Annotated in this window: 20 protein-coding genes; 2 read left to right on the top strand and 18 right to left on the bottom strand. The window is 60.9% G+C overall.

Annotated elements, in window-relative coordinates; translation table 11 throughout:
• Positions 1–129 precede the first annotated feature (129 nt).
• Genes Q2B33_RS04075 through Q2B33_RS04055 form a run of 5 tightly spaced genes read right to left on the bottom strand, consistent with a single transcriptional unit; the run spans position 130 to position 5,268 of the window.
• Positions 130–1,005 (bottom strand): N-acetylmuramoyl-L-alanine amidase, encoded by an 876-nt coding sequence (locus tag Q2B33_RS04075; RefSeq protein ID WP_300816003.1) that lies wholly within the window; start codon positions 1,003–1,005, stop codon positions 130–132.
• Positions 1,006–1,042: 37 nt separating this feature from the next.
• Positions 1,043–1,876 carry a hypothetical protein gene (locus tag Q2B33_RS04070; protein ID WP_300565990.1) on the bottom strand — a complete coding sequence of 278 codons (834 nt, stop codon included), beginning with the start codon at positions 1,874–1,876 and terminating at the stop codon, positions 1,043–1,045.
• Positions 1,848–3,449, bottom strand: a complete 1,602-nt coding sequence (locus tag Q2B33_RS04065) for a cell wall metabolism sensor histidine kinase WalK (RefSeq protein WP_300565988.1) — start codon at positions 3,447–3,449, stop codon at positions 1,848–1,850. The genes Q2B33_RS04070 and Q2B33_RS04065 overlap by 29 nt, the downstream gene beginning before the upstream one ends.
• A 2-nt stretch (positions 3,450–3,451) precedes the next feature.
• Positions 3,452–4,105, bottom strand: coding sequence for a response regulator transcription factor (locus tag Q2B33_RS04060; RefSeq protein ID WP_300566010.1), 654 nt, complete (start codon positions 4,103–4,105; stop codon positions 3,452–3,454).
• Positions 4,102–5,268 (bottom strand): VCBS repeat-containing protein, encoded by a 1,167-nt coding sequence (locus tag Q2B33_RS04055; protein WP_300783972.1) that lies wholly within the window; start codon positions 5,266–5,268, stop codon positions 4,102–4,104. The genes Q2B33_RS04060 and Q2B33_RS04055 overlap by 4 nt, the downstream gene beginning before the upstream one ends.
• Before the next feature lie 179 nt (positions 5,269–5,447).
• On the opposite strand from Q2B33_RS04055, the gene Q2B33_RS04050 reads away from it, so the two are divergent.
• Positions 5,448–5,639, top strand: a complete 192-nt coding sequence (locus Q2B33_RS04050) for a hypothetical protein (protein ID WP_296462199.1) — start codon at positions 5,448–5,450, stop codon at positions 5,637–5,639.
• 41 nt (positions 5,640–5,680) lie between these two features.
• Positions 5,681–7,027, top strand: coding sequence for an MATE family efflux transporter (locus tag Q2B33_RS04045; protein ID WP_300565984.1), 1,347 nt, complete (start codon positions 5,681–5,683; stop codon positions 7,025–7,027).
• Positions 7,028–7,264: 237 nt separating this feature from the next.
• On the opposite strand, the gene ftsH is transcribed toward Q2B33_RS04045, so the two are convergent.
• The 13 genes from ftsH to Q2B33_RS03980 form a co-directional block, all read right to left on the bottom strand.
• Positions 7,265–9,094 (bottom strand): ATP-dependent zinc metalloprotease FtsH, encoded by a 1,830-nt coding sequence (gene ftsH, locus Q2B33_RS04040; RefSeq protein WP_300565982.1) that lies wholly within the window; start codon positions 9,092–9,094, stop codon positions 7,265–7,267.
• Positions 9,095–9,124: 30 nt separating this feature from the next.
• Positions 9,125–9,655: a hypoxanthine phosphoribosyltransferase gene (gene hpt, locus Q2B33_RS04035; RefSeq protein WP_300565980.1), complete on the bottom strand. Its 531-nt coding sequence runs from the start codon at positions 9,653–9,655 to the stop codon at positions 9,125–9,127.
• Entirely contained in the window at positions 9,639–11,237 is a 1,599-nt protein-coding gene (gene tilS / locus Q2B33_RS04030) for a tRNA lysidine(34) synthetase TilS (RefSeq protein WP_300565978.1), read from the bottom strand. The genes hpt and tilS overlap by 17 nt, the downstream gene beginning before the upstream one ends.
• A 52-nt stretch (positions 11,238–11,289) precedes the next feature.
• Positions 11,290–12,465, bottom strand: coding sequence for a SpoIIE family protein phosphatase (locus Q2B33_RS04025; protein WP_300565976.1), 1,176 nt, complete (start codon positions 12,463–12,465; stop codon positions 11,290–11,292).
• A gap of 181 nt (positions 12,466–12,646) precedes the next feature.
• Positions 12,647–12,958, bottom strand: a complete 312-nt coding sequence (locus Q2B33_RS04020) for a septum formation initiator family protein (protein ID WP_300565974.1) — start codon at positions 12,956–12,958, stop codon at positions 12,647–12,649.
• Between the two features lie 13 nt (positions 12,959–12,971).
• The gene (gene yabQ / locus Q2B33_RS04015) at positions 12,972–13,457 is read right to left on the bottom strand and encodes a spore cortex biosynthesis protein YabQ (protein ID WP_300565972.1); all 486 of its coding nucleotides are present in this window, start codon (positions 13,455–13,457) and stop codon (positions 12,972–12,974) included.
• Between the two features lie 4 nt (positions 13,458–13,461).
• Positions 13,462–13,749 carry a sporulation protein YabP gene (gene yabP / locus Q2B33_RS04010; RefSeq protein WP_296462181.1) on the bottom strand — a complete coding sequence of 96 codons (288 nt, stop codon included), beginning with the start codon at positions 13,747–13,749 and terminating at the stop codon, positions 13,462–13,464.
• 106 nt (positions 13,750–13,855) lie between these two features.
• Positions 13,856–14,095, bottom strand: coding sequence for an RNA-binding S4 domain-containing protein (locus Q2B33_RS04005; RefSeq protein ID WP_296462179.1), 240 nt, complete (start codon positions 14,093–14,095; stop codon positions 13,856–13,858).
• 97 nt (positions 14,096–14,192) lie between these two features.
• Positions 14,193–14,468 (bottom strand): HU family DNA-binding protein, encoded by a 276-nt coding sequence (locus Q2B33_RS04000; protein ID WP_296462177.1) that lies wholly within the window; start codon positions 14,466–14,468, stop codon positions 14,193–14,195.
• A 166-nt stretch (positions 14,469–14,634) separates the two neighbouring features.
• Positions 14,635–16,092, bottom strand: a complete 1,458-nt coding sequence (locus Q2B33_RS03995; protein ID WP_300565967.1) for a PEGA domain-containing protein — start codon at positions 16,090–16,092, stop codon at positions 14,635–14,637.
• 46 nt (positions 16,093–16,138) lie between these two features.
• Positions 16,139–17,149: a phosphotransferase gene (locus tag Q2B33_RS03990; RefSeq protein WP_300565965.1), complete on the bottom strand. Its 1,011-nt coding sequence runs from the start codon at positions 17,147–17,149 to the stop codon at positions 16,139–16,141.
• A 100-nt stretch (positions 17,150–17,249) separates the two neighbouring features.
• Positions 17,250–18,587, bottom strand: a complete 1,338-nt coding sequence (locus tag Q2B33_RS03985) for an HD domain-containing protein (protein ID WP_334305366.1) — start codon at positions 18,585–18,587, stop codon at positions 17,250–17,252.
• Positions 18,588–18,665: 78 nt separating this feature from the next.
• Positions 18,666–19,721, bottom strand: a 1,056-nt coding sequence (locus Q2B33_RS03980) for a Cof-type HAD-IIB family hydrolase (RefSeq protein ID WP_300887496.1), incomplete at its 5' end; no start/stop codon positions are given.

Here is a 19,721-nt window from a genome sequence, read left to right as displayed (position 1 = left end):
ATTTGCAGCAGATTTACAGTCTGTCCCCTTTGGCCACTCGGGAACCCATCCATGCAGGACCATCGCCCTGAACAAAGAAAATTGTAGCACAGTTTTGCACAGATCGCAAGGATTATTTCAAAAAACGCTTCATTTTGCGCCGAAGTACTCCGCGATGCCCTGCGCCATCCCCTCCACCAGCTTGTCCTGGTAGGCCTGGGAGGTGATGGCCCGGCGCTCCGCGCTGTCGGACAGGAAGGAGGTCTCTATCAGGCAGGACGGCATGGTCGCGTAGCGAATCACATACAGCTCATCCGTCTCCTGCGTCCCCCTGTCCACGGCCCCTGTCTTCTCCACGGCCCCTTTATGCACCAGCCCGGCCAGGCGGCCGCTGTCCGCCAGGTTTCCGCAGTACCAGGTCTCGATGCCGGATACCCCGGCCTGGGTGCCGTCATAGGCATTCTGGTGGATGCTGACGAAGATGTCCGCTCCCGCCGCCTCCGCCGCTTTCACCCGCTCCTCCAGGGAGGGCAGGCTCTCGTCGTCCTCCCGCAGCATCACCGTGTCGAAGCCCAGCTCCTGGAGCTTCCCGGAGAGCCCCTTCGCCAGCTCCAGATTGACCCTGGCCTCCGACACACCGTCCCGGTAGCAGCCATCGTCCTCCCCGCCGTGCCCGGCATCGATGGCCACCAGCCCCGTGAGCCCCGCCTCATCGCTCACCATGACGATGCCGCCCGAATCTCCGGCATCTGCTGCCTCCACCGCCCCCTCCTCCCCGGAGGAGCCGCGGGCAAAGGCGCTGATACATTTGTCCGCCAGCAGGAAGCACCCTTTTCCCGCCAGGGCGGCAGACAAAAAGAAAGCTGCCACGAACAATGCCGTTCCCGTCAGCCTCCTCATCCTCCGCCTCTGTCCTCTGCCGCCCTGTGCGCCCATGTTTCCGCCCCCTCTTCCCATGTGTGTCAGGTACAGTATAGAGGGCTGCCACATCAAAGTGACATCTTTTCTGTATCCGGTCTTTATCATTTTTGTATCAAAGTTGTAACATGGGGATGCGTCCCGCCTACTTCGAAATCTTCAGATACAGCTCGTTGATCCCCTCATAATACCCCACAGTGGCCACCACGTCCTCCTTCTCCATCCCGGAGAAGGTGTACTTCCTGAAGTAGGGGGTATTCTCCGACAGAGGGTTGATGTTCCCATACTCCTGCGGCTCCCCAAGCTCCATGTACTCCGCCCAGGCAGCCACCATGCCGTCCGCGTCCACGGCCTCCCAGGAGGAGATCCCCGTCCGGGCGTAGAATTCGTATATCTTGCCCGTGTCCGCGTCCACATAGGCATCCAGCAGACGGTTCTCCTTGTTGGCATTCTGTAGGCTGGTATCCAGGCTGATCTTCCAGACCAGCACATTGTTCTGGGGATCCGGCACATCGATGGCGGAATACAGCACGGCGCTGTAGGAGTCCTCCGTCATCTCCTGGATGCCCTCCGGCAATATCCCCCGCTCCTTCAGCTCCGCCAGGCCCCGGTTGGCCAGTTGGATCCCCGCGCTCTCCTCCACGTCCTGGCCGGAGGCATCCTTCTTGTTGGCCACGAAGGCGTAGATGCCCGTCAGGTTCTCATAGTCCAGGCCGTTCCGCGTCATGGCGTTCTGTTCGCTCTCCGGCAGTATCTGGTTGTTCAGGCATTTGGAGAGGATGTACACCTTTTCGTTGGCGCCCAGGGAATAGCGGTATCCTTCCGTCCCGGTATGGGTCTCCTGGGCCTGAATCTGGTTCAGGATGGACTTGTCCCGGTATCTGGCCAGCGCCTCGGGCCCCCACACGGCCAGCCCTACGATGATTGCCGCCAGAGGAATCAGAAACAGGCTAAGCTTCTCCCAATTCTTTTTCGTCATCTTCATCCTCCGCATCCCCCTCTGCCTCCTGCCGCGGGGCTTCGCCCTGTTCCTGTCCGGCATTTTCTTTTTCTGTACCGGCCTGTGTCTCCCGCAGGGCATTGTGGGCTATCTCATTCCGCAGGAGGGTCTCCTCCGCGTTCTGCCTCCGGGCTCCGTCCGCCCCTGCCTCTCCCTTTTTGTCAGGAATGACGAAGCTGATGCAGGTGCCCTCTCCCATCCTGCTCTCTATCTCCAGTTCGCTGCCATGGAGCCGCAGGATCTCCACGCACAGCGCAAGGCCCAGGCCCGCCCCGTTCCTGCTGCGGGAGCGGGACTTGTCCACCATGTAGAAGGCCTCGGTGACCTTCATCAGCTCCTCCTCGGGGATGCCCACGCCGTAGTCCTTCACCTGGAAAGCGTAGGCGTCCTCCAGGCGCCTCCCCAGCACCTCCACCAGGCCGCCCTCGCTGGACGCCTTGCAGGCATTGTCCACCAGGTTCAGCAGGACGGATTTCAGGAGATTGGCCTCCGCGTATACGGTGCCGCTGCCGAAGGCGAACCGAATCCTCTGCTCCTTGTTCCCGGCGAACATGTCCTTCAGGTATTGGAAGAGCACCTTTGCCGCCACGGGCTGGGGATCGATGGCCTCCCGCTTAGTGACGATGATGTCCAGCAGGCGGAAGGACATGTTCTCCAGGCGCTTCCCCTCTGTATAGATGTAGTTGGACGAGAGGAAGTGCTTCTCCTCGTCCAGCTTCCTGGACCGCAGGAGGTCCGCGTAGCCGATGATGGAAGTCAACGGCGTCTTCAATTCATGGGCGAAAGCCGCGATGAAGTCCTCTCTGGACCGAACTGCCTCCTGCAGCTCTCCGATGGTGTCCTCCAGCACGTTGGCCATGCTGTTGAAGTCCACGGTGAGCTGCCCCAGCTCATCGCTGCTGACCTTCCTGGCCCGGTAGCTGTAGTCCCCCTGGGCCATGCGCCTGGTGGCGCCGGTGAGCAGGCGGATGGGCTTGGCGAGCCAGGTACAGATGAGGAACATGACGATGGAGCTGCACGCCAGCATGGCCAGGGTCACCCGCCGATAGACGGCAAAGCCCATGGTGCGCTCCTCGAACACCTCCGTCACGTCCTCCAGGGTCTCCAGGTACAGGTTCCTGTCCAGCGCGTCCACCATGATCCCCGTGTGGACATAGTAGCGCCCCTCCTGCCGGACTACCTGCCAGATTTTGGTCTCCTCGCCGATCTGCTGGAGCAGGCCGGTGTCCTGGGCGAAGCCGTTGCTCTGGTAGAGCGCCTCCCTCTCCTCATTGGACAGGCGCAGATACCGCTCCGTACCCTGGCCGCTGCTCTCCAGCTTGCCCCCGATCTGCTCCACTGCCACGTCCTGGAGCACATTGTACTTCGTGGGGATGTTCAGGGCCGCCGTCTCAAAGGCGAACCGCAATATATTGCTGCCGTCCAGCGCCTGGGCCACCTCCCGCTCCAAGGATTTCTGGAAGACGGAGTCCACGAAGAGATACCCGCTGAGCCCGAAAGCCACAGCCATGATGATGATCGTCCACAGAGAAATCTTGTATACAAACTTCATGCTCAGATCTCCAGCCGGTAGCCCACCTTGTACACGGCCACCAGGTTCTCCTCCCAGCCCATCTTCCGGCGCAGCCTCTGGACATGGAGGTCCAGGGTCCGGCTGTCCGCCAGGTACTCGTCCCCCCACACCTTCTCATAGAGGTTCTCCCTGAACAGGGCGATGTTCTTGTTGCTGATGAACAGCACCAGTAGGCCGTACTCCTTGTTGGTGAGGACCACGGGCTTCCCGGCCTTCGTCACCTTCCTGGCCTCCGTGTCCACCACCACGTCCCCGGCCGTCAGGGTGGTCTCGGTCTTGTTGTAGCGCCGCAGCACCACCTCCACCCTGGCCACCAGCTCCACCACGTCAAAGGGCTTCACCAGATAGTCCTCCGCCCCCAGCTTCAGGCCCTTGACCCTGTCCCTGACTTCATGCTTCGCCGTGATGAATATCACGGGAATCCGCATGGGCCTGATGTACTCCATGATGTCGAAGCCGTCCGCCCCGGGCAGCATGATGTCCAGAAGGATCAAGTCGAAATTCTCCGACTCGATCAGGTCAATGGCTTCCAGCCCGTCCTGTACGCTCCTGCAGTGGTATCCCGCCGCGGAAAGGTTGATGTCTATCAGGTCGCAGATGGACTTTTCATCGTCTACAATCAGTATCTTGATCATTCCTCTTTTGGCCACCCCCAGTATTCTCTGATAATCTCCACCAGCTCCTCCATGGTATCCTCCTCGGTGCACTGATAGATTTCCCCGAAGTTCTCCTCCGCCTGGAACCCGTCCGTGCGCTGGTAGTAGATGTCGCATTTCGTATCGATCAGCTGCTCCCCCTCCGGGCCGGCATAGCTGTACCTGGCCAGCACCACCACGTCCTTCATGCCGTCCCCGTCCACATCCCGGCAGACCATTCCCTTCAGGGCGTAGAGGTTGTCGTAATCCTCCATGGGCTGGAAGCTCCAGACGATGTCCCCCTCCCCGTTCACCAGGTAGATCATGAACACATCGTAATCCGCCATGGTGATGAAGCCCGGGGCCACCAGGAGGCTGCCCTGCTTCTCGAACTCTATGGTGTAGCTGTGCTCCCGCACCAGCTGGAAGCCGTGCTCCTGCAGCTCCTTCAGGGTGGTGGCGGTATAGAGGATCTCCGTGGACTTCCCCTCCCCCACATAGGAGGCGATGAAGTCCGCGCTCTTGTTCATGCTGAAGCGGTTTATCTTGTCCGACACCCGCCAGTCCCGGTAGAAGTCCCCGTCCCGCTGGAACAGCACGTCCCCCACCCTGTAGCTTTTCCCCGCGTAGTCCCCGGCATCGTTCTCGCATACGGTGATCAATACGATGTCCGTCAGCCCGTCGTGGTCCAGCTCCTGAAAGGATACGGATTCCAGGCTTTTGGTGGGCTGGGAAAGCTGCCCCGGATATTTGTAGTTGGTCTCCAGCTGGTTGGTCTTGAACAGCACGTTCCCACTGCCGTCCACGATCAGGATCGCCAGCCTGTGGTACTCCCTGTGCAGGATGGGCACCAGCTCCACCTGCTCCTCGCCGAAGGTCTCAAGCTGCACCGGGAACCTCTGCTCCTCGATGATGTCATATCCCGCCTCCTCCACGTCCGCCAGAGATCCAATGGCCTCGAAAGCCTCCCGATAGGCCTCATACTGCTGCACCAGCAGCGCAATGGATTCCTCCCGGGCCCGGACCTTCGCCGGACGCGCCAGGCATCCCCCGCAGGCCAGCATGCACGCGACCATAATCGCTGTCCTCTTTTTCCCCATTGACATGTCCTCCGCCTGTCTCGTCATGGAAAACGAATCCCCCCCGATCATGATTGCTATCATAACCCACCAATGCATCATTTTTGCTACAAACCGGGCCGCCCCTCTTCATTATAACCGCACCCACAGCCGTTTGCAATCGCCATTTCCGATTCCGAAAGCCTTTACACCCTTCCGGAAATCTGTTATGATAAAAGTGTCACAGAAACAATGAAACGGCATTTCAGAAAGCAGGTGATCATATGCCAAACGGTCTCGAAATCGCGAAAGCTGCCATTGATGATTTAAAGAAAATCCAGAGGTACATGCTTCTGGCCCGAAAAGAGAACGCAGCCGAGACATACGCCGAATTGAAAAAGGAGTACCTTGCGCTGAAAGCGATTCTGAATGTAGCGGGGGTGAACCTGACAGATATCGATGAAATAAAAGAATAGGCTCAACCTGGCTGAACTGGACAGGATAAAAGACTGATAAAATGAAAAAAGACCTGACACAAGGAAACGTAACCAAAAACATGCTGCTGTTCGCAGGCCCCATGATACTGGGCAACCTCTTGCAGCAGTTTTATAATATCGCGGACACCCTGATCGTGGGCCGCTTCCTGGGGCCGGACGCGCTGGCGGCGGTGGGAAGCGCCTACACTTTGATGACATTCCTGACTTCCATCCTGATCGGCATGGCCATGGGCAGCGGCGCCCTGTTCTCCTACTATTTCGGCCGGAAGGAGGAGGCCCGCATGAAGAGCACAATGCGGCTGTCCTTCCTGCTGATCGGCGGGGTCACCGTAGCCCTGAACCTCCTGGTGATGGCGTTCTGCCGCCCGATCCTGCGCCTCCTGCGGACCCCCGGCGAGCTGATGGAAATGATGCACAGCTATGTGTGGATCATCTTCATGGGCCTTGTCTTTGTGTTCCTTTATAATTACTTCGCCTACCTGCTGCGGGCCGTTGGCAATTCCGTGGCGCCGCTGTATTTCCTGGGCAGCACCGCGCTTTTGAACATCGTGCTGGACCTGGTCTTCGTCATGGTCTTCCGCTGGGGGATAGGCGGCGCGGCGGCGGCCACGGTGATCGCCCAGGCCGTATCGGGCATAGGCCTCATGGCCTACACCTGGATCAGAGAGCCCAGGCTGCGCTTCCACAGGCGTCAGGAGGGCGGGGAGAAGGCCTCCATGGCGGAAATCCTGCGCTTCGCCTTCTCCTCCTCCGTCCAGCAGTCCGTCATGAACTTCGGCATCCTGATGATCCAGGGGCTGGTGAACAGCTTCGGCCCCGTGGTGATGGCGGCCTTCGCCGCGGCTGTGAAGATCGACTCCTTCGCCTACATGCCCGCCCAGGAATTCGGCAATGCCTTCTCGCTGTTCATCTCCCAGAACCACGGCGCAGGCCGGGACGACCGGGTGAAGCAGGGGATGGGGAGCGCCCTGCGGGTGTCCATGGGCTTCTGCCTGGCGGTGTCCCTGCTGATCTTCCTGTCCGCCCGCTATCTGATGATGATATTCGTCAGCCCCGGGGAGGCGGAGATCATCGCCGTGGGCGTGGGGTATCTGCGGATCGAGGGGGCCTTCTACTGCGGCATCGGCATATTGTTCCTGCTGTACGGCTATTACCGGGGCGTCAACAGGCCGGAGATGTCTTTGGTGCTCACGGTCATCTCCCTGGGAACCAGGGTGCTGCTGGCCTATCTGCTGGCTCCCGTCCCCTGGATCGGGGTATACGGCATCTGGAGCGCCATCCCCATCGGCTGGATCCTGGCGGACATCACGGGAATCCTGTATCGGAAGCGGCTTGAGAAAGCCGGGACAGGCAGCGAAAATCTGTAAGCCGGACAGGCAAGTATCCCGGACAGACAGACGAATCCGGGCATGTAAAAAGGACAGCCATGGGGTGACTGTCCTTTTTAGAGAAGGTATTTCTTATGGGGTATAGCAAAAAACTATATAATGTATTGGGGGTTACAAGTAATATGATACCATCCGTCCCCCATTTTGCCAATTCCCAAAACCAACAAGCTTGACGAAAAAAGCAAGGTTTTTTTGTCTATTTTGTACATGCACATCTTATGCCTCAGCGTCTGTCCTCCCCTCCGGGAAGAGCGCCTCGAACTCCTCTCTGCCGATCCTCTCCTTTTCCAGCAGCAGCTTCGCGCAGCCATGGAGCACGTCCTCCCTGGCCAGGATGATCTCCTTCGCCTTGGCGTAGCACTCGTCGATGATGGCCTTCACTTCCCTGTCGATCTCGCCGGAGACGGCCTCGCTGTGGCCCTTCGCATGTGCCAGATCCCGGCCGATGAAGACTTCATCGTCGTCATCGTCATAGCAGATGACGCCGATATTGTCCGACATGCCGAACCGCGTCACCATCCGCCTGGCCACCTTGGTGGCCTTCTTGATGTCGCTGGAGGCCCCGGTGGTGATGTCCTGGAAGATAATCTGCTCCGCGATGCGCCCTCCCAGGGAGACCATGATCTCCTGGAGCATCTGCCCTTTGGTCAGGAACATCTCGTCCTTGTCCGGCAGGGGCATGGTATAACCCGCCGCGCCTGCGCCCGTGGGGATGATGGACACCGTATACACAGGCCCTACGTCCGGCAGCACATGGAACAGGATGGCGTGTCCGGCCTCATGGTAGGCCGTGATGCGCCTCTCCTTGTCGGAGACCACCCGGCTCTTCTTCTCCGCGCCGATGCCCACCTTGACGAAGGCCTTCTCCACGTCCTCCTCCGCCACGAAGCCCTTGCCCTTCTTGGCCGCGTTGATGGCGGCCTCGTTCATCAGGTTCTCCAGGTCGGCCCCGGTGAAGCCCGCCGTGGTCTGGGCCAATTGCTTCAAGTCCACGTCCTCCGCCAGGGGCTTGTTTTTGGAGTGTACCTTCAGGATGTCCTCCCTGCCGCTGACATCCGGCGTCCCCACGGCCACCTTCCTGTCGAAGCGCCCGGGGCGCAGGATGGCGGGATCTAGGATGTCCACCCGGTTGGTGGCCGCCATGACGATGATGCCCTCGTTGACGCCGAAGCCGTCCATCTCCACCAGAAGCTGGTTCAGGGTCTGCTCCCTCTCGTCGTGGCCGCCGCCCATGCCAGTGCCCCGACGCCTGGCCACCGCGTCGATCTCATCGATGAACACGATGCAGGGGGCGTTCTTCTTGGCCTCCTCGAACAGGTCCCGGACACGGGACGCGCCCACACCTACGAACATCTCCACGAAATCGGAGCCGGATATGCTGAAGAAGGGCACTCCGGCCTCCCCGGCCACAGCCTTTGCCAGCAATGTCTTGCCCGTCCCGGGAGGGCCCTCTAAGAGCACGCCCTTGGGGATCCTGGCCCCCACCTTGATATATTTGCCGGGATCCTTCAGGAAATCCACGATCTCCTCCAGCTCCTCCTTCTCTTCCTTCAGCCCGGCCACCTGCTCAAAGGTAATGTTCTTGTCCCCCATGGACAGCCTGGCCCGGCTCTTGCCGAAGTTCATCATCTTGCCGTTGCCGCCGGCGGCATTCTGGGCATTGATCATCATGAACAGGAAGATGCCCACCGCCAGCACGATCAGCATGGGCACCAAAGTGGTCAGCACCCACCCCTCCCTGGGCACGTCCTTCACCACCGGGTCGAACCCGTGGTCCCTGACCAGGGCCTCCGCCTCCCCGATGTCCGTCACGTACAGCTTACGCTCCGCGCCGCTCCTGAGCTCCACGGCCAGGTATCCCGTGGGCACCTCGCTGTTGGGCCTGACAACCACCTCAGAGACCCTGTCCGCCTCCATGTCCGCGATGAACTGCTCCTTCGTATATGCCTCCTCCGAGCCGTTCATGGATGTCAGCAGCGCCACTCCCATCAGGAGCAGGATGATGAATATGAAATATGAATTGAATCCTCTGCTATTCTGCCTCAACTTGCAAGCCTCCTGTTCATCCGCGTATCCCTATGCCTCGTCGAATTCCACGATACCGATGTAAGGAAGGTTGCGGTATCTCTGGTCATAGTCCAGACCATAGCCCACCACGAACTTGTCCGGAATCTGAAATCCTGTATAGTCCACGTCCACGTCCACCACCCGCCTCTCCGGCTTGTCCAGCAGCGTGCACAGGCGCAGGGACTTAGGCCCTCTGCTCCTGAGCATCTCCAGCAGGTAGCTCAAGGTCCTTCCGCTGTCCACGATGTCCTCCACCACCAGCACGTCCTTGTCCCGGATCGATTCGTCCAGATCCTTTACTATCTTCACCACGCCCTTGGACTCGGTGCCTCCTCCGTAGCTGGACACCGACATGAAGTCCAGGGACACCGGCACCGTGATCCTCTTTGCAAGCTCGCACAGGAAGAAGCTCCCGCCCTTCAGCACGCAGATCAGGTGCACCTGCTTCCCCGCGTAGTCCCTGCTGATCTGTTCCCCCATGGCCTGAATCCTTGCGTCCACTTCCTCTTCCGGCAAAAGTACGTTAATGTGCTCCGACATCTTTCTCCTCCGTTCCGCTCTCCTCGTTTTGTCCTGTCAGCCTCACCTGCAGCACGCGCCTCGTATCCCCGCTTACCTTGAAGGCCTCGCTGATCCGCCAGCCCACCAGCCACAGCACATGGTTCCCCAGGGCCACCACCGGAATCCGGTCTCTGAGCTGCCTTGGTATCTTTTCCGAGATCATGTAATCCTTCAGGGACTTGTGCGCCATGCTCCCGGCCCCCCGGGTTATGGTGAGGTAGTCTCCCCGCTCCCGGCTGCGGATGACTGCGGGTTCTTCCATGGAATGCATATCTTCTATTTTATCATAGTCGAACCATTTCGTATACCGGTTTTTGGGAACTTCCCATTCTTTTTTTATGAAAAAAGCGGAAAATTCCAGTTCCCCAAAGTCCCCCAGGCGAAAGACCGCGGGCGTCCCGAACAGCGCCTCCGTCAGGGGCACCTCCACAGGCTCCCCCAGGAATGACGATATCCCGTCTTCATTCCCCTCCCCGGTCTTCCCGCGCTCCAGCAGCACCTGGCCGTACTGCCGCCTGGCCGTGATGCCGAAGGGCAGGGTGACATACCGGTTCCCCTCCCTCCGGAACAGGGCCAGCGCGTCCTGGACATGCACCGCCAGGATGTCCTTCCCCGTGGGCGACAGGCGCTTCAAAAGCTCCAGCAGCATCCTCCCCTGCAGGGCCCTGTGGAAGCCCAGGAAGGCCTCTACGTCCACCTGATACCCCGCCCCGCCGCCCACTGCCGAAACGGCGCTCTCAGGCAGGGCATCCGCCTCCATCCCTCTCGGCTCTCCGGCCACTTCGCCCCCATAGCGCACCGCGCACTGCCTCAGGGCTTCCTCCGTCTGCTGCCGCAGATACCCCTCCGTCTCCCGCAACAGCTGCGCCGTCCGCAGCATATGGCCCACGGCCCCTGCCGACACCTCCGCCCCCGCGTAGGGCAGGATGTGGTGGCGGATGCGGTTCCGGCAGTAATCGTCCCCCTCATTGGTGCTGTCCCTGCGCCAGGAGATCCCCCGCTCCCTCAGGTACGCCTCCACCTCCCGGCGCTCCAGGCACAGGATGGGCCGCAGGATCCACAGCCCGCCCTCCTCCAGGCGCAGGGGCGCGATGCCGCCGAGCCCCGCCGGGCCGCTGCCCCGGAACAGGTGGAACAGCATGGTCTCCGCGTTGTCATCGCTGTTGTGGGCCACGGCCACCCTGTCCGCGCCCGTCCGCCCGGCCGCCTCCCGGAAGGCCCTGTAGCGGATCCGCCTGCCCGCGTCCTCCTCCGAGCAGCCCTCCTCCAGGGCTGTCCGGCGCACGTCGCTCTCCGTCAGGAAGAAGGGGATTCCCTCCCGCCTGCACAGCTCCTCCACATATCCGGCGTCCTCCCCCGCCTCCCGGCGCAGCCCGTGGTTCACATGGGCCACCGCCAGCGAAAGCGGCCTTCTCTCCCGCCAGGCCAGAAGCAATGCCAGCATGCAGACGGAGTCCGCTCCCCCGGACACCCCGGCCACGAGGCGGTCCCCGGCGGAGAACATGCCCTGCTCCTCTATATAGGCAAACACCTTTTTTTCTGTCTCTTCCCTGATTCCCATGCATCAAATCTTATCCCAAAACAGGGAAAAAGTCAAATGCTCCCGGAAAAAATCAGGTCTTCCATATGCCGATCACCCCTATGGTCATATCGTCCCGGATCCGGCCCCCGCTGGCGCAGAGGGCGAACCGAAGAAGCCGCTCCGCGATCTCCCCGGGGCTGCACTCCTGTATCCCGGCGATCACGCTGCCCATGGAATCCTCATACTCCTCCCCAAAGGCATCCACCACCCCGTCCGACACCATAATCAGATAATCCCCGTCCTGCAGCCTGCGCTCCACCGGCAGGATCTCCATCTGGCCGAAGATGCCCAGGGGAAGGTTCCCCATGGCCACCCGCTCCACCTCCTGGCCCCGCTTCAGGAATGTGGCGGCTCCGCCCACCTTCCGAAGCTGGCAGCTTCCGTCATAGAGGTCGATGTCGCAGATATCCAGCGTGGGGTGGTTGATGTCCTCCCCCGCGGCGAACAGGGCCGTATTGACCATGTTGATGGCTGCGTCGATGTCGTATCCGGCCTCCAGCATCTTCTCCATCAGATCCAGCACCCGCTCGCTGTCCTTCCCTGCCCTCTCCCCCGAGCCCGTGCCGTCCGAGAGCATCACCGTCACCCTGCCCCGCTCGGACTCCACCACGGCGTAGTTGTCGCCGGAGACAGATTCGTCTTCCTTCGTCGCCCTGGCAAATCCCGTCAGGGCCAGGAATCCCGCTTCCTCCTCCAGGATGAAGCTCTGGGGATCCGGCTCCACCACATAGGGGGTGTCCGCCGCAGGCATCAGCCTCCTGTCCAGCAGCACGGAGATCATGTCCGCCGCGTCCTCCGCCGACACCTTCCCTCCCCTCTGGGTCCTCATGGTCAGCACCACCGCCTGCCTGCCGTCCTCCCTGGGCAGGTAGTGGGGGCTCTCCACCTGTATCCCCTCCTCCGCCAGGGCCTGGGTCAGCAGCCGCCTCTTCCTGTTCTCCATAGGATGGAAGGACAGCACCTCGCAGGCCGCCTCCGTCATGATCTTCGCCATTTCCTCCAGATGACCGCTGATGATCTGCCGGCTCTCCCAGAGCCTGCGCTGTGCCAGGACTGCCTCCCTGTCGTCCGTCTCCGGCACGAATTCGCGGTCATAGCTCCGGGCCAGCTCATGGAAGCTGTCCGCATAGCCCAGGAGCCTGCGCCTGCACAGGTCCGATACCTGCGCCGTCTGCAGCTCCTTCTCCTCCCTTTTTCTCCTCATCATGCCATATCCACACCTTTCCGCTGTCGGCCCGGGCGTCGGACCGCCCAAAGCCCCGCAGCGGTACTTATTATACGGAGCGCCTCCCCCATTTTTTGTCAAAAACAAGGATCTCCCCCCTTAAAGTTTTGCGACAAAAAAAGCGGGGGCCTCACGCTCCCGCTCATCATCCCGCTGCCGCTTCCTATTTATCCTGTTTAAAAAGAATCTCATCCTCATACACAAGTCCAAGCTTCTCTCTGGCCACGTCCTCGATATATCCCTTGGTCTGTACCTCCTTGCCCAGGGCCTCGATCTCCAGGGTGCGCTGCATCTCCGCCTCTATCTGTGCCTCCAGCTGGGCCGCCTCCGTCCTCTTCTGGTCGATCTTGTCCCGCAGCTCTATGCTCTTGACGCCTACCAGCACCAAAATGAGCACCACCACCAGCGTCGCCAGGAACATGCTGAAACGGTTCTGCTGTCTCTTTCTGTATGCAACCCTCTGCCTTCTCGCCATACGCACCCCCGTTTCAAGTCTTGAAGTTCATTTTAAATGCTTTCAGGAAAAACGTCAACCTTAATTTCACGGCCCGGCGCAATTTCCCCATCCGCCTCCTGAACCGCCCTCCGGCCTTGTGTACCGCGCTGCCCGTCTTCCTGCCCGCCAGGCCGAAGGGCTTCCACAGCCAGCCCAGGACCTTTTTCAGGAGGGCCAGGAGCTTCGTGAGCAGCAGGGAGGCGTATCTCACCAGCAGCGGGCTGACTGTCTTCTTATAGAAGAACATCCCAGCCAGGGCCCCCAGCACGGCGAACCACCGCAGGGTCCCGTTGCTCTCGCGGTACATCAGCAGGAAGACCTCCCCGCCGCAGTACACCCAGAAAGCCAGATCCTCCAGCGACACCAGGAAATGCCCGTGGGGCGCCACCCGCCTGAAGATCCGCAGCAGATCGTACACGAAGGTGATGAAGATGCCCATGAGCAGGGAGTGCAGGAGGAACACGTTCTCGTCCACCATAGGCTCACCTGAACAGGCGGGTCAGCAGGGACTCGCCCTTGCGGCCCACGGCGCCCGCGTCGGAATAGGTGAGGCTGTCGATCCGGCCGTCGATGTCCACCTCGCCCTTCTCCAGGGTCAGGCGGCTGACATGCAGCTCATCCCCCTTGATCATCAGCATCCCCTGCTCCGTCTCCAGGAGAATTTCATGTATATCGAAAGAAAGCACATCCTTCACGCCGCCTATGGTGCAGCTCCTCCGATTGGTCATGGCCACCTTGTGCATGCGCGCGCTTCCGCTCAAATCCTCCATAAGGCCCTCCCCCCTGCCGGAAACCTCTGTCCGGTTTTTCCGTCGTCTGAATAAAATATATGAGGGGGACGGGCAGGTTAGAACACGCGCCCGGCAGATTTTGCGGTCACAGGTAGCGGAAAAGCTCAGCGGCCGCCTCCTTCTTCACGGTCTCCTGTACATCCAGCACCTCCACCTTCACTTCCCGGTTGCCGAAGGAGATCGCGATCACGTCCCCCTGCTTCACCTCGGCGGAGGCCTTGGCCACCCTGCCGTTGATCGTCACCCGGCCGCCGTCGCAGGCCTCGTTGGCCACGGTGCGCCGCTTGATCAGTCTGGACACCTTCAGGTATTTATCCAATCTCATAACTCCACGCCTTTCCCATGCCAGCCGAATAGGACGCAAAAAGCCCGGAGCACATTCTCCACCGGGCTTTGAACTCATCACATATTGGCTGATGCTATCACTCGTTCACCATATCCTTTAAAGCCTTGCCAGCCTTGAACTTAGGAGCCTTGGAAGCTGCAATCGGCATGGGCTCGCCGTTCTGGGGATTCCTGCCTTCTCTGGCCGCTCTCTCCACTACCTCGAAAGTCCCGAAGCCAACCAGCTGAACCTTCTCACCCTTCTTCAGTTCGTCAGCAACCACATCCGTAAAAGCCTTCAAAGCCTTTTCTGCGTCCTTCTTGGAAATCCCAGCCTGCTCGGCGATTGCTGCGGTCAATTCAGTTTTGTTCATATTGAACCCTCCTATAATGAGTTTTCTTTGTTGGTGTACATTTCTAAGTTATCCCTCTGAAACGCCTATAAATATATATATATGGTTTTCCCTGGTTTGTCAAGGCATTTTACGCAAATATTCACAACGAATCTTCTAAAGTCCAGCAGGGCCGGGCCTTGCGGGCTCAGCCGGAGGAGGCGCTTTCGGACTCCCCAGAGGACTCTTTCGTCTCCTGGGAGGATCCTCCGCTCTCCTGGGAGGATTTGCTGCTCTCCTGGGAGCCGGTGGATTCCGTGGCGTATGCCGCCAGATCCGCGAAGGAGAAGGAGATGTCCTTTTCCTCATTGTCCACCTGGATCGTATAGCTCCTGGTCTCATGGCCCGCCTTCCGCAGGATGATGGTATGGGCACCCTCCACCTTCCGGAAGCTGCAGGGGGCGATTCCCACATAGCTGCCGTCCAGGTACACCTCCGCACCCTCCGGCGCGTCCACGTACACCTTATAATAGTCCGTGGTGGTGTCCGTGGGAACCGTGGAGCTGTCGCTGTCCGAGGGCTCCTGGGACTCTCCGGCGTCCGCCTCCTCCAATGTCAGCTCAAAGGCCAGGGATTCCTGGGCCACCCGGATGTACTGGGTAATGGAATGATACCCCTCCGCCCTGGCGATCAGCTGATGCAGGCCATACTCCAGCGTCTGGGGCACGGAGGTGTCCACCAGCCCGCCGTCCACGTACAGCTCCGCGTCGGAGGGGTTTACGGAGAACAGCACGGTGCCCGTCTGGGGCTCGGGGATCTCCAGGTCGCTGATGTCCAGCACCGTCTCCTGGTTGCGGTCCACCCGCACGCTCTTGACGCCGCCTCCGCCCTTGTGGGAGATGTTCACCTGGTAATCCCCCTCCGCCACCACCAGCAGCATGTCCTCCGTGATTCGCTGTATCACCGACTGGCCCACCTCTATCCAGCCGCCCACGAATTTCTCATCGCCCTCCAGCCGCAGGTAGCCATGCCCCTTTTCCACCCGCACGCTCAGGATCTGGTTCCCGATGCCCTGGAAGCTCAGCGTGTCCGCCGGGTTCAGATCCATCAGCTCTATCTTCATGCCCTCCGACAGGTACTGGGTGTTGGAGGTGAGCTTATAGGTCTCCTGGCCGATGGTCACCTCCCCCCGCACCGGGTTCACCTCATAGCGCTCCACGTCCGCGTAGGTCCAGCTGTTCACCGACTGCCGCATGGTGGTCAGGTGCTTCTTGGACTTCAGGAAGGTCACGTCCACGATGTCCCCCTTTTCTATCTGGCCGATGGAGACCGCGTCCCCGTATTTGTCATAGAGCCTGGTGGTGCCGTCCATGGCGAGGGTATAGTTCCTGCCCAGCTCCAGGTTCAGCAGGGTCACAGTGCCCTCCTCGCCGTCCATGCCCACCAGGACTGCCGTATCCGCCGAGTCGAAGCTCTCCGGGCCCGGAACCACGAAGCCCGTGTCCGCCCGCTCCTGGGACGCCGCCCCGTCTTCCTTCAAAAACGGATCCGTATCCTGCCCTGTGAAGGGCAATGTGCAGGCAGAAAGTGACAGCACTGTCATAATGACCGCCGCCAGTCCTTTCCCCCTGCACCCTGTCTTCTTTCTGTCTCTCCTGTATCGCATCTTTCCTCTGTCTTCCTTTTCGTACAGCCTTGCCGGGCCCCGGGGCTTACCGCGCCCCCACGTCCCGGAATATCTGATCAAGAAACCGCTGCTTCCCCTTCTCCTGCTCGATGACCCGCTCCAGCTTCTCCTGGTTCTTCCCGGGGATCCAGGCCTTTCCGGAATTGTAGTAGAAGTTCACGATCTTCCAGAACTTCTCCGGATAGGCCAGCCTGTAGTACAGGTCGATCCAGTCCCTCGCCGGTATGGGGCGCTCCCTCTCGTAGGCGGAGAGCAGCTCCTCCCCCAGGGCCACCGACCAGTTGCTCTTCTCCAGGAGCTTGCGCAGCAGCAGATAGAGGTCCCGGATAGGGGCGTCGCACATGCATTTCTCGAAATTCACCACGAACCACCCGCCCACCCCCTGGAGGATGTTGTGGTACTGGTAGTCCCCGTGGCAGAAAGCCACCCTGTCCGCTTTCCGGGCGGGCCCCTGTCCCTCCCCCTGGAACATGCGGCAGTATTCCCGCCACTGCTCCGTCACGGCAAGGGCCTCCTCCAGAAAGGAGTCGAAGACCTTCCGCAGGCTGGTCTCGAACCATGTCTTCTGCCCCTTCTGCTGCAGGTACTTGCGCACCCGCTTCAGCTCCTTATTGTGTTTATCATACTCCTTTTCCGGAGAAAAAGCCACTGGAAGATTGGGGGTGTCCCCGGGCAGCTCCATGCTCCCGTGGAGCCGGGCCAGGAGCCTGACCGCCTCCACGCACTCCCCCCTGTCGTGGACGCTGCACTCCCTGCCCTCCTGCCATGTCTTCAGCACATACCCGGTGCCGTCCGCGTCCTTTACCAGAAGCGACCCTTCCCTGTCGGGGATGATGCTCTCCACGCGCACCAGCCCCGCATCCTCTACCTGCCGGAGCAATCTGTCCTGAAGCCTGATTCTGTCCAGGCTTCCCGAATATTCCCTGAAAATCAGACATCCCCTGTCGGTGTCGCACAGAATCGCGCCCCGGCCCTTTCTGGTACGAAGCACCTCAATCTCATACTGCTCCAGCAACTCAGCCGCCCTGTCGTTCATTACCGTCCCCTCCTGATTGGTTTCTTCCGCCCTGTGTTCAGTTTGGTTCATAACCTATCATATGAGAGGATTTCTGAAAGCAGAACATTCCCTGCCCGTTTTACCTGCGATATTCTTCCGCCGCGGCCAGCAGGGCCTCCTTGGTGTTGCGCTCAGGCTCCTCCAGCACCAGCTCCAGAAGGCGCTGCAGGGCCTCCCCCAGCTCTTTCCCGGGCTTCCAGCCCGCGGCCAGCAGATCCGAGCCGCTCACCGCAAGGGTCTTCAGGGATACGCACTGGTTCCTGTCCAGGATTTCCCTATAGATATCCTGCCATTTATCCAGCATGGCCAGCTTCTCCCGGCGCATATATCCGCTCTGGGCCAGGATGTCGGCCCGCTTGACGGCGAAGATTGCCGGAAAGCTCTCCTCGCCCATCCTGTGCATGGCCCTGCGGGCCATGCGGATGTCTATCTCCGCACCATTCCCATAGTCGTGGTGCAGCACCAGCCTGCACACCCTGTGGATGGTATCATTGTCGAATTTCAGCCGCCGCAGGATGTCCTCCGCCATCCGGGCGCTCACCGCCGCATGGCCGTGGAAATGGCTCCTGCCCTCCCCGTCCACGGTGAGCACAGCGGGCTTGCCGATGTCGTGGAGCAGCATGGCAAGCCGCAGCACCTTGTCCGGCTCCACATGCTCCAGGGACTTCAGGATGTGCTCCCCCACGCTGTAGCAGTGGTGAGGATGGTTCTGAGGGGTCTCACACGCCTTGTCAAGCTCCGGCAGGAAGACTTTTGTGACACCCATGTCATAAGCGATCCGCAGGAAATCCGGATGGGGCGACACCAGAAGCTTTACCAGCTCCACCTGGATCCGCTCCGCGCTGATCCTGCACAAAGAGGGCGCAAGCTCCTCCATGGCTGCCGCCGTCTCCCGCTCTATGCCGTATCCCAGCTGGGCGGCGAAGCGGATGGCACGCAGGATGCGCAGGGTGTCCTCCCGGAAGCGCTCCCGGGGATCCCCCACGCAGCGCACCACCCCGGCCTCCAGGTCTGCCATGCCGCCGAAGAGGTCCACCAGCCCGGCCTCGTCGTTGTAGGCCATGGCATTGATGGTCAGGTCCCTGCGGCGCAGGTCCTCCCCCAGCTCCCCGGTAAAGGTCACCTGGCTGGGATGCCTGCTGTCCTCGTAGGCCCCGTCGATCCGGTAGGTGGTCACCTCGAAGCCCTCCCCCTGGAGCATGACGGTGACCGTGCCGTGCTGCAGCCCGGTGTCGATCGTCCTGGGGAAAAGGGCCTTCACCCGCTCCGGCGGGGCGGAGGTGGTGATGTCCCAGTCCTGGGGCTCCCTGCCCAGAATGGAGTCCCGCACGCAGCCGCCTACCGCATAGGCCTCGAAACCCGCCTGCCGGAGGGTCTCTATGATATGCTTCCCCTTCGGGGGCAATGTTATCCTGATATCCTGTTCCATGGCCCTGTCGAAACCTCCTTGCCGATACTGTCCTGCGCCTCCGGACGCTGCCTGCCTTCCCGCTCCTCACGCCCCGTCCGCTGGCACGAACCGCCGGATGACCTCCACCAGCCCGTCCTCATCGTTGGTGCCCGTCACGTAATCCGCCGCGTCCTTCACCGCCTGTCCGGCATTCCCCATGGCCACGCCCACGCCGGCCCAGCGCAGCATGGGGATGTCGTTGAAGCCGTCCCCGCAGCAGATCACGTCCTCCCTGGCCATGCCCATATGCTCCGCGAGCATGGCCAGGGAGCTGCCCTTGTCCACGCCCCTGGGCACGATTTCGATGAAATAGGGCTCGGAGCGGTAGATGCCCAGGCTTTCCCCGTACAGCGCCTGCAGCTCCTTCTCCAGGGCAGCGGCCCTTTCGTCCTCCGCTGTCATGAAGCATTTGAAGACCTGGAAATCCACGTATCCCACGAAATCCTCCGCCTGCCTTACGGGCATCCCGTTGATATGGGCCTCCCAGGACACGTATCTGTCCGGCGCGAAGGCGGAGATCACCGTGTCCCCCTGATGGGTGGCCAGCCCGCAGCCATGCTCCGCCGCAAAGGCGTACAGGCCGGGCAGGGCGGCCAGGGGCAGGGTTTTTTCGTAGATCGTCTCCCCGGTGCCGCAGGCCACGATCCGGGCCCCATTGTGGGAGAGCAGGTATCCGCCGTACCGTTCCAGCTCCAGCTCCCGGGCGTAGCGGCCGCAGCCATGCGCCGGGCGGCCCGAGGCCAGCACGCATTTATGGCCCCTCTCCAGTGCGTCCAGGATGCACGCCTTCGTGGCCGGGGCGATCTCCTTCCCGGAATTCGTCAGCGTGCCGTCAATGTCCAATACCAGCGCTTTCGCTCTCATGTCAGCCTCCCTGCCCTCCATCCGCCGGATCCGCCTCCCCCTTTTTGACCGGGGCAGAGGCCTCCTGCGGGAAAATGTCCCTCTCCGCGCCCTGCCCGCGGCACCGCCCACGGGCATGTGTAGGCAAAAGGCGGTGAGGAGCCCCACCGCCTTCCGCGCCTTATTCTCCGGCTTCCCCGGAGTCTTCCGGGCTCTCTGCCTCCTCCGATGCGCCTGCGGCCTCTGAGGATTCCCCAG

It is taken from the genome of uncultured Acetatifactor sp. (assembly GCF_948601915.1).
In the GTDB taxonomy this organism is placed as follows: domain Bacteria; phylum Bacillota; class Clostridia; order Lachnospirales; family Lachnospiraceae; genus Acetatifactor.
The sequence above is the reverse complement of the archived record's forward strand: the minus strand, read 5'-3'. Positions and strand labels throughout refer to the sequence as shown.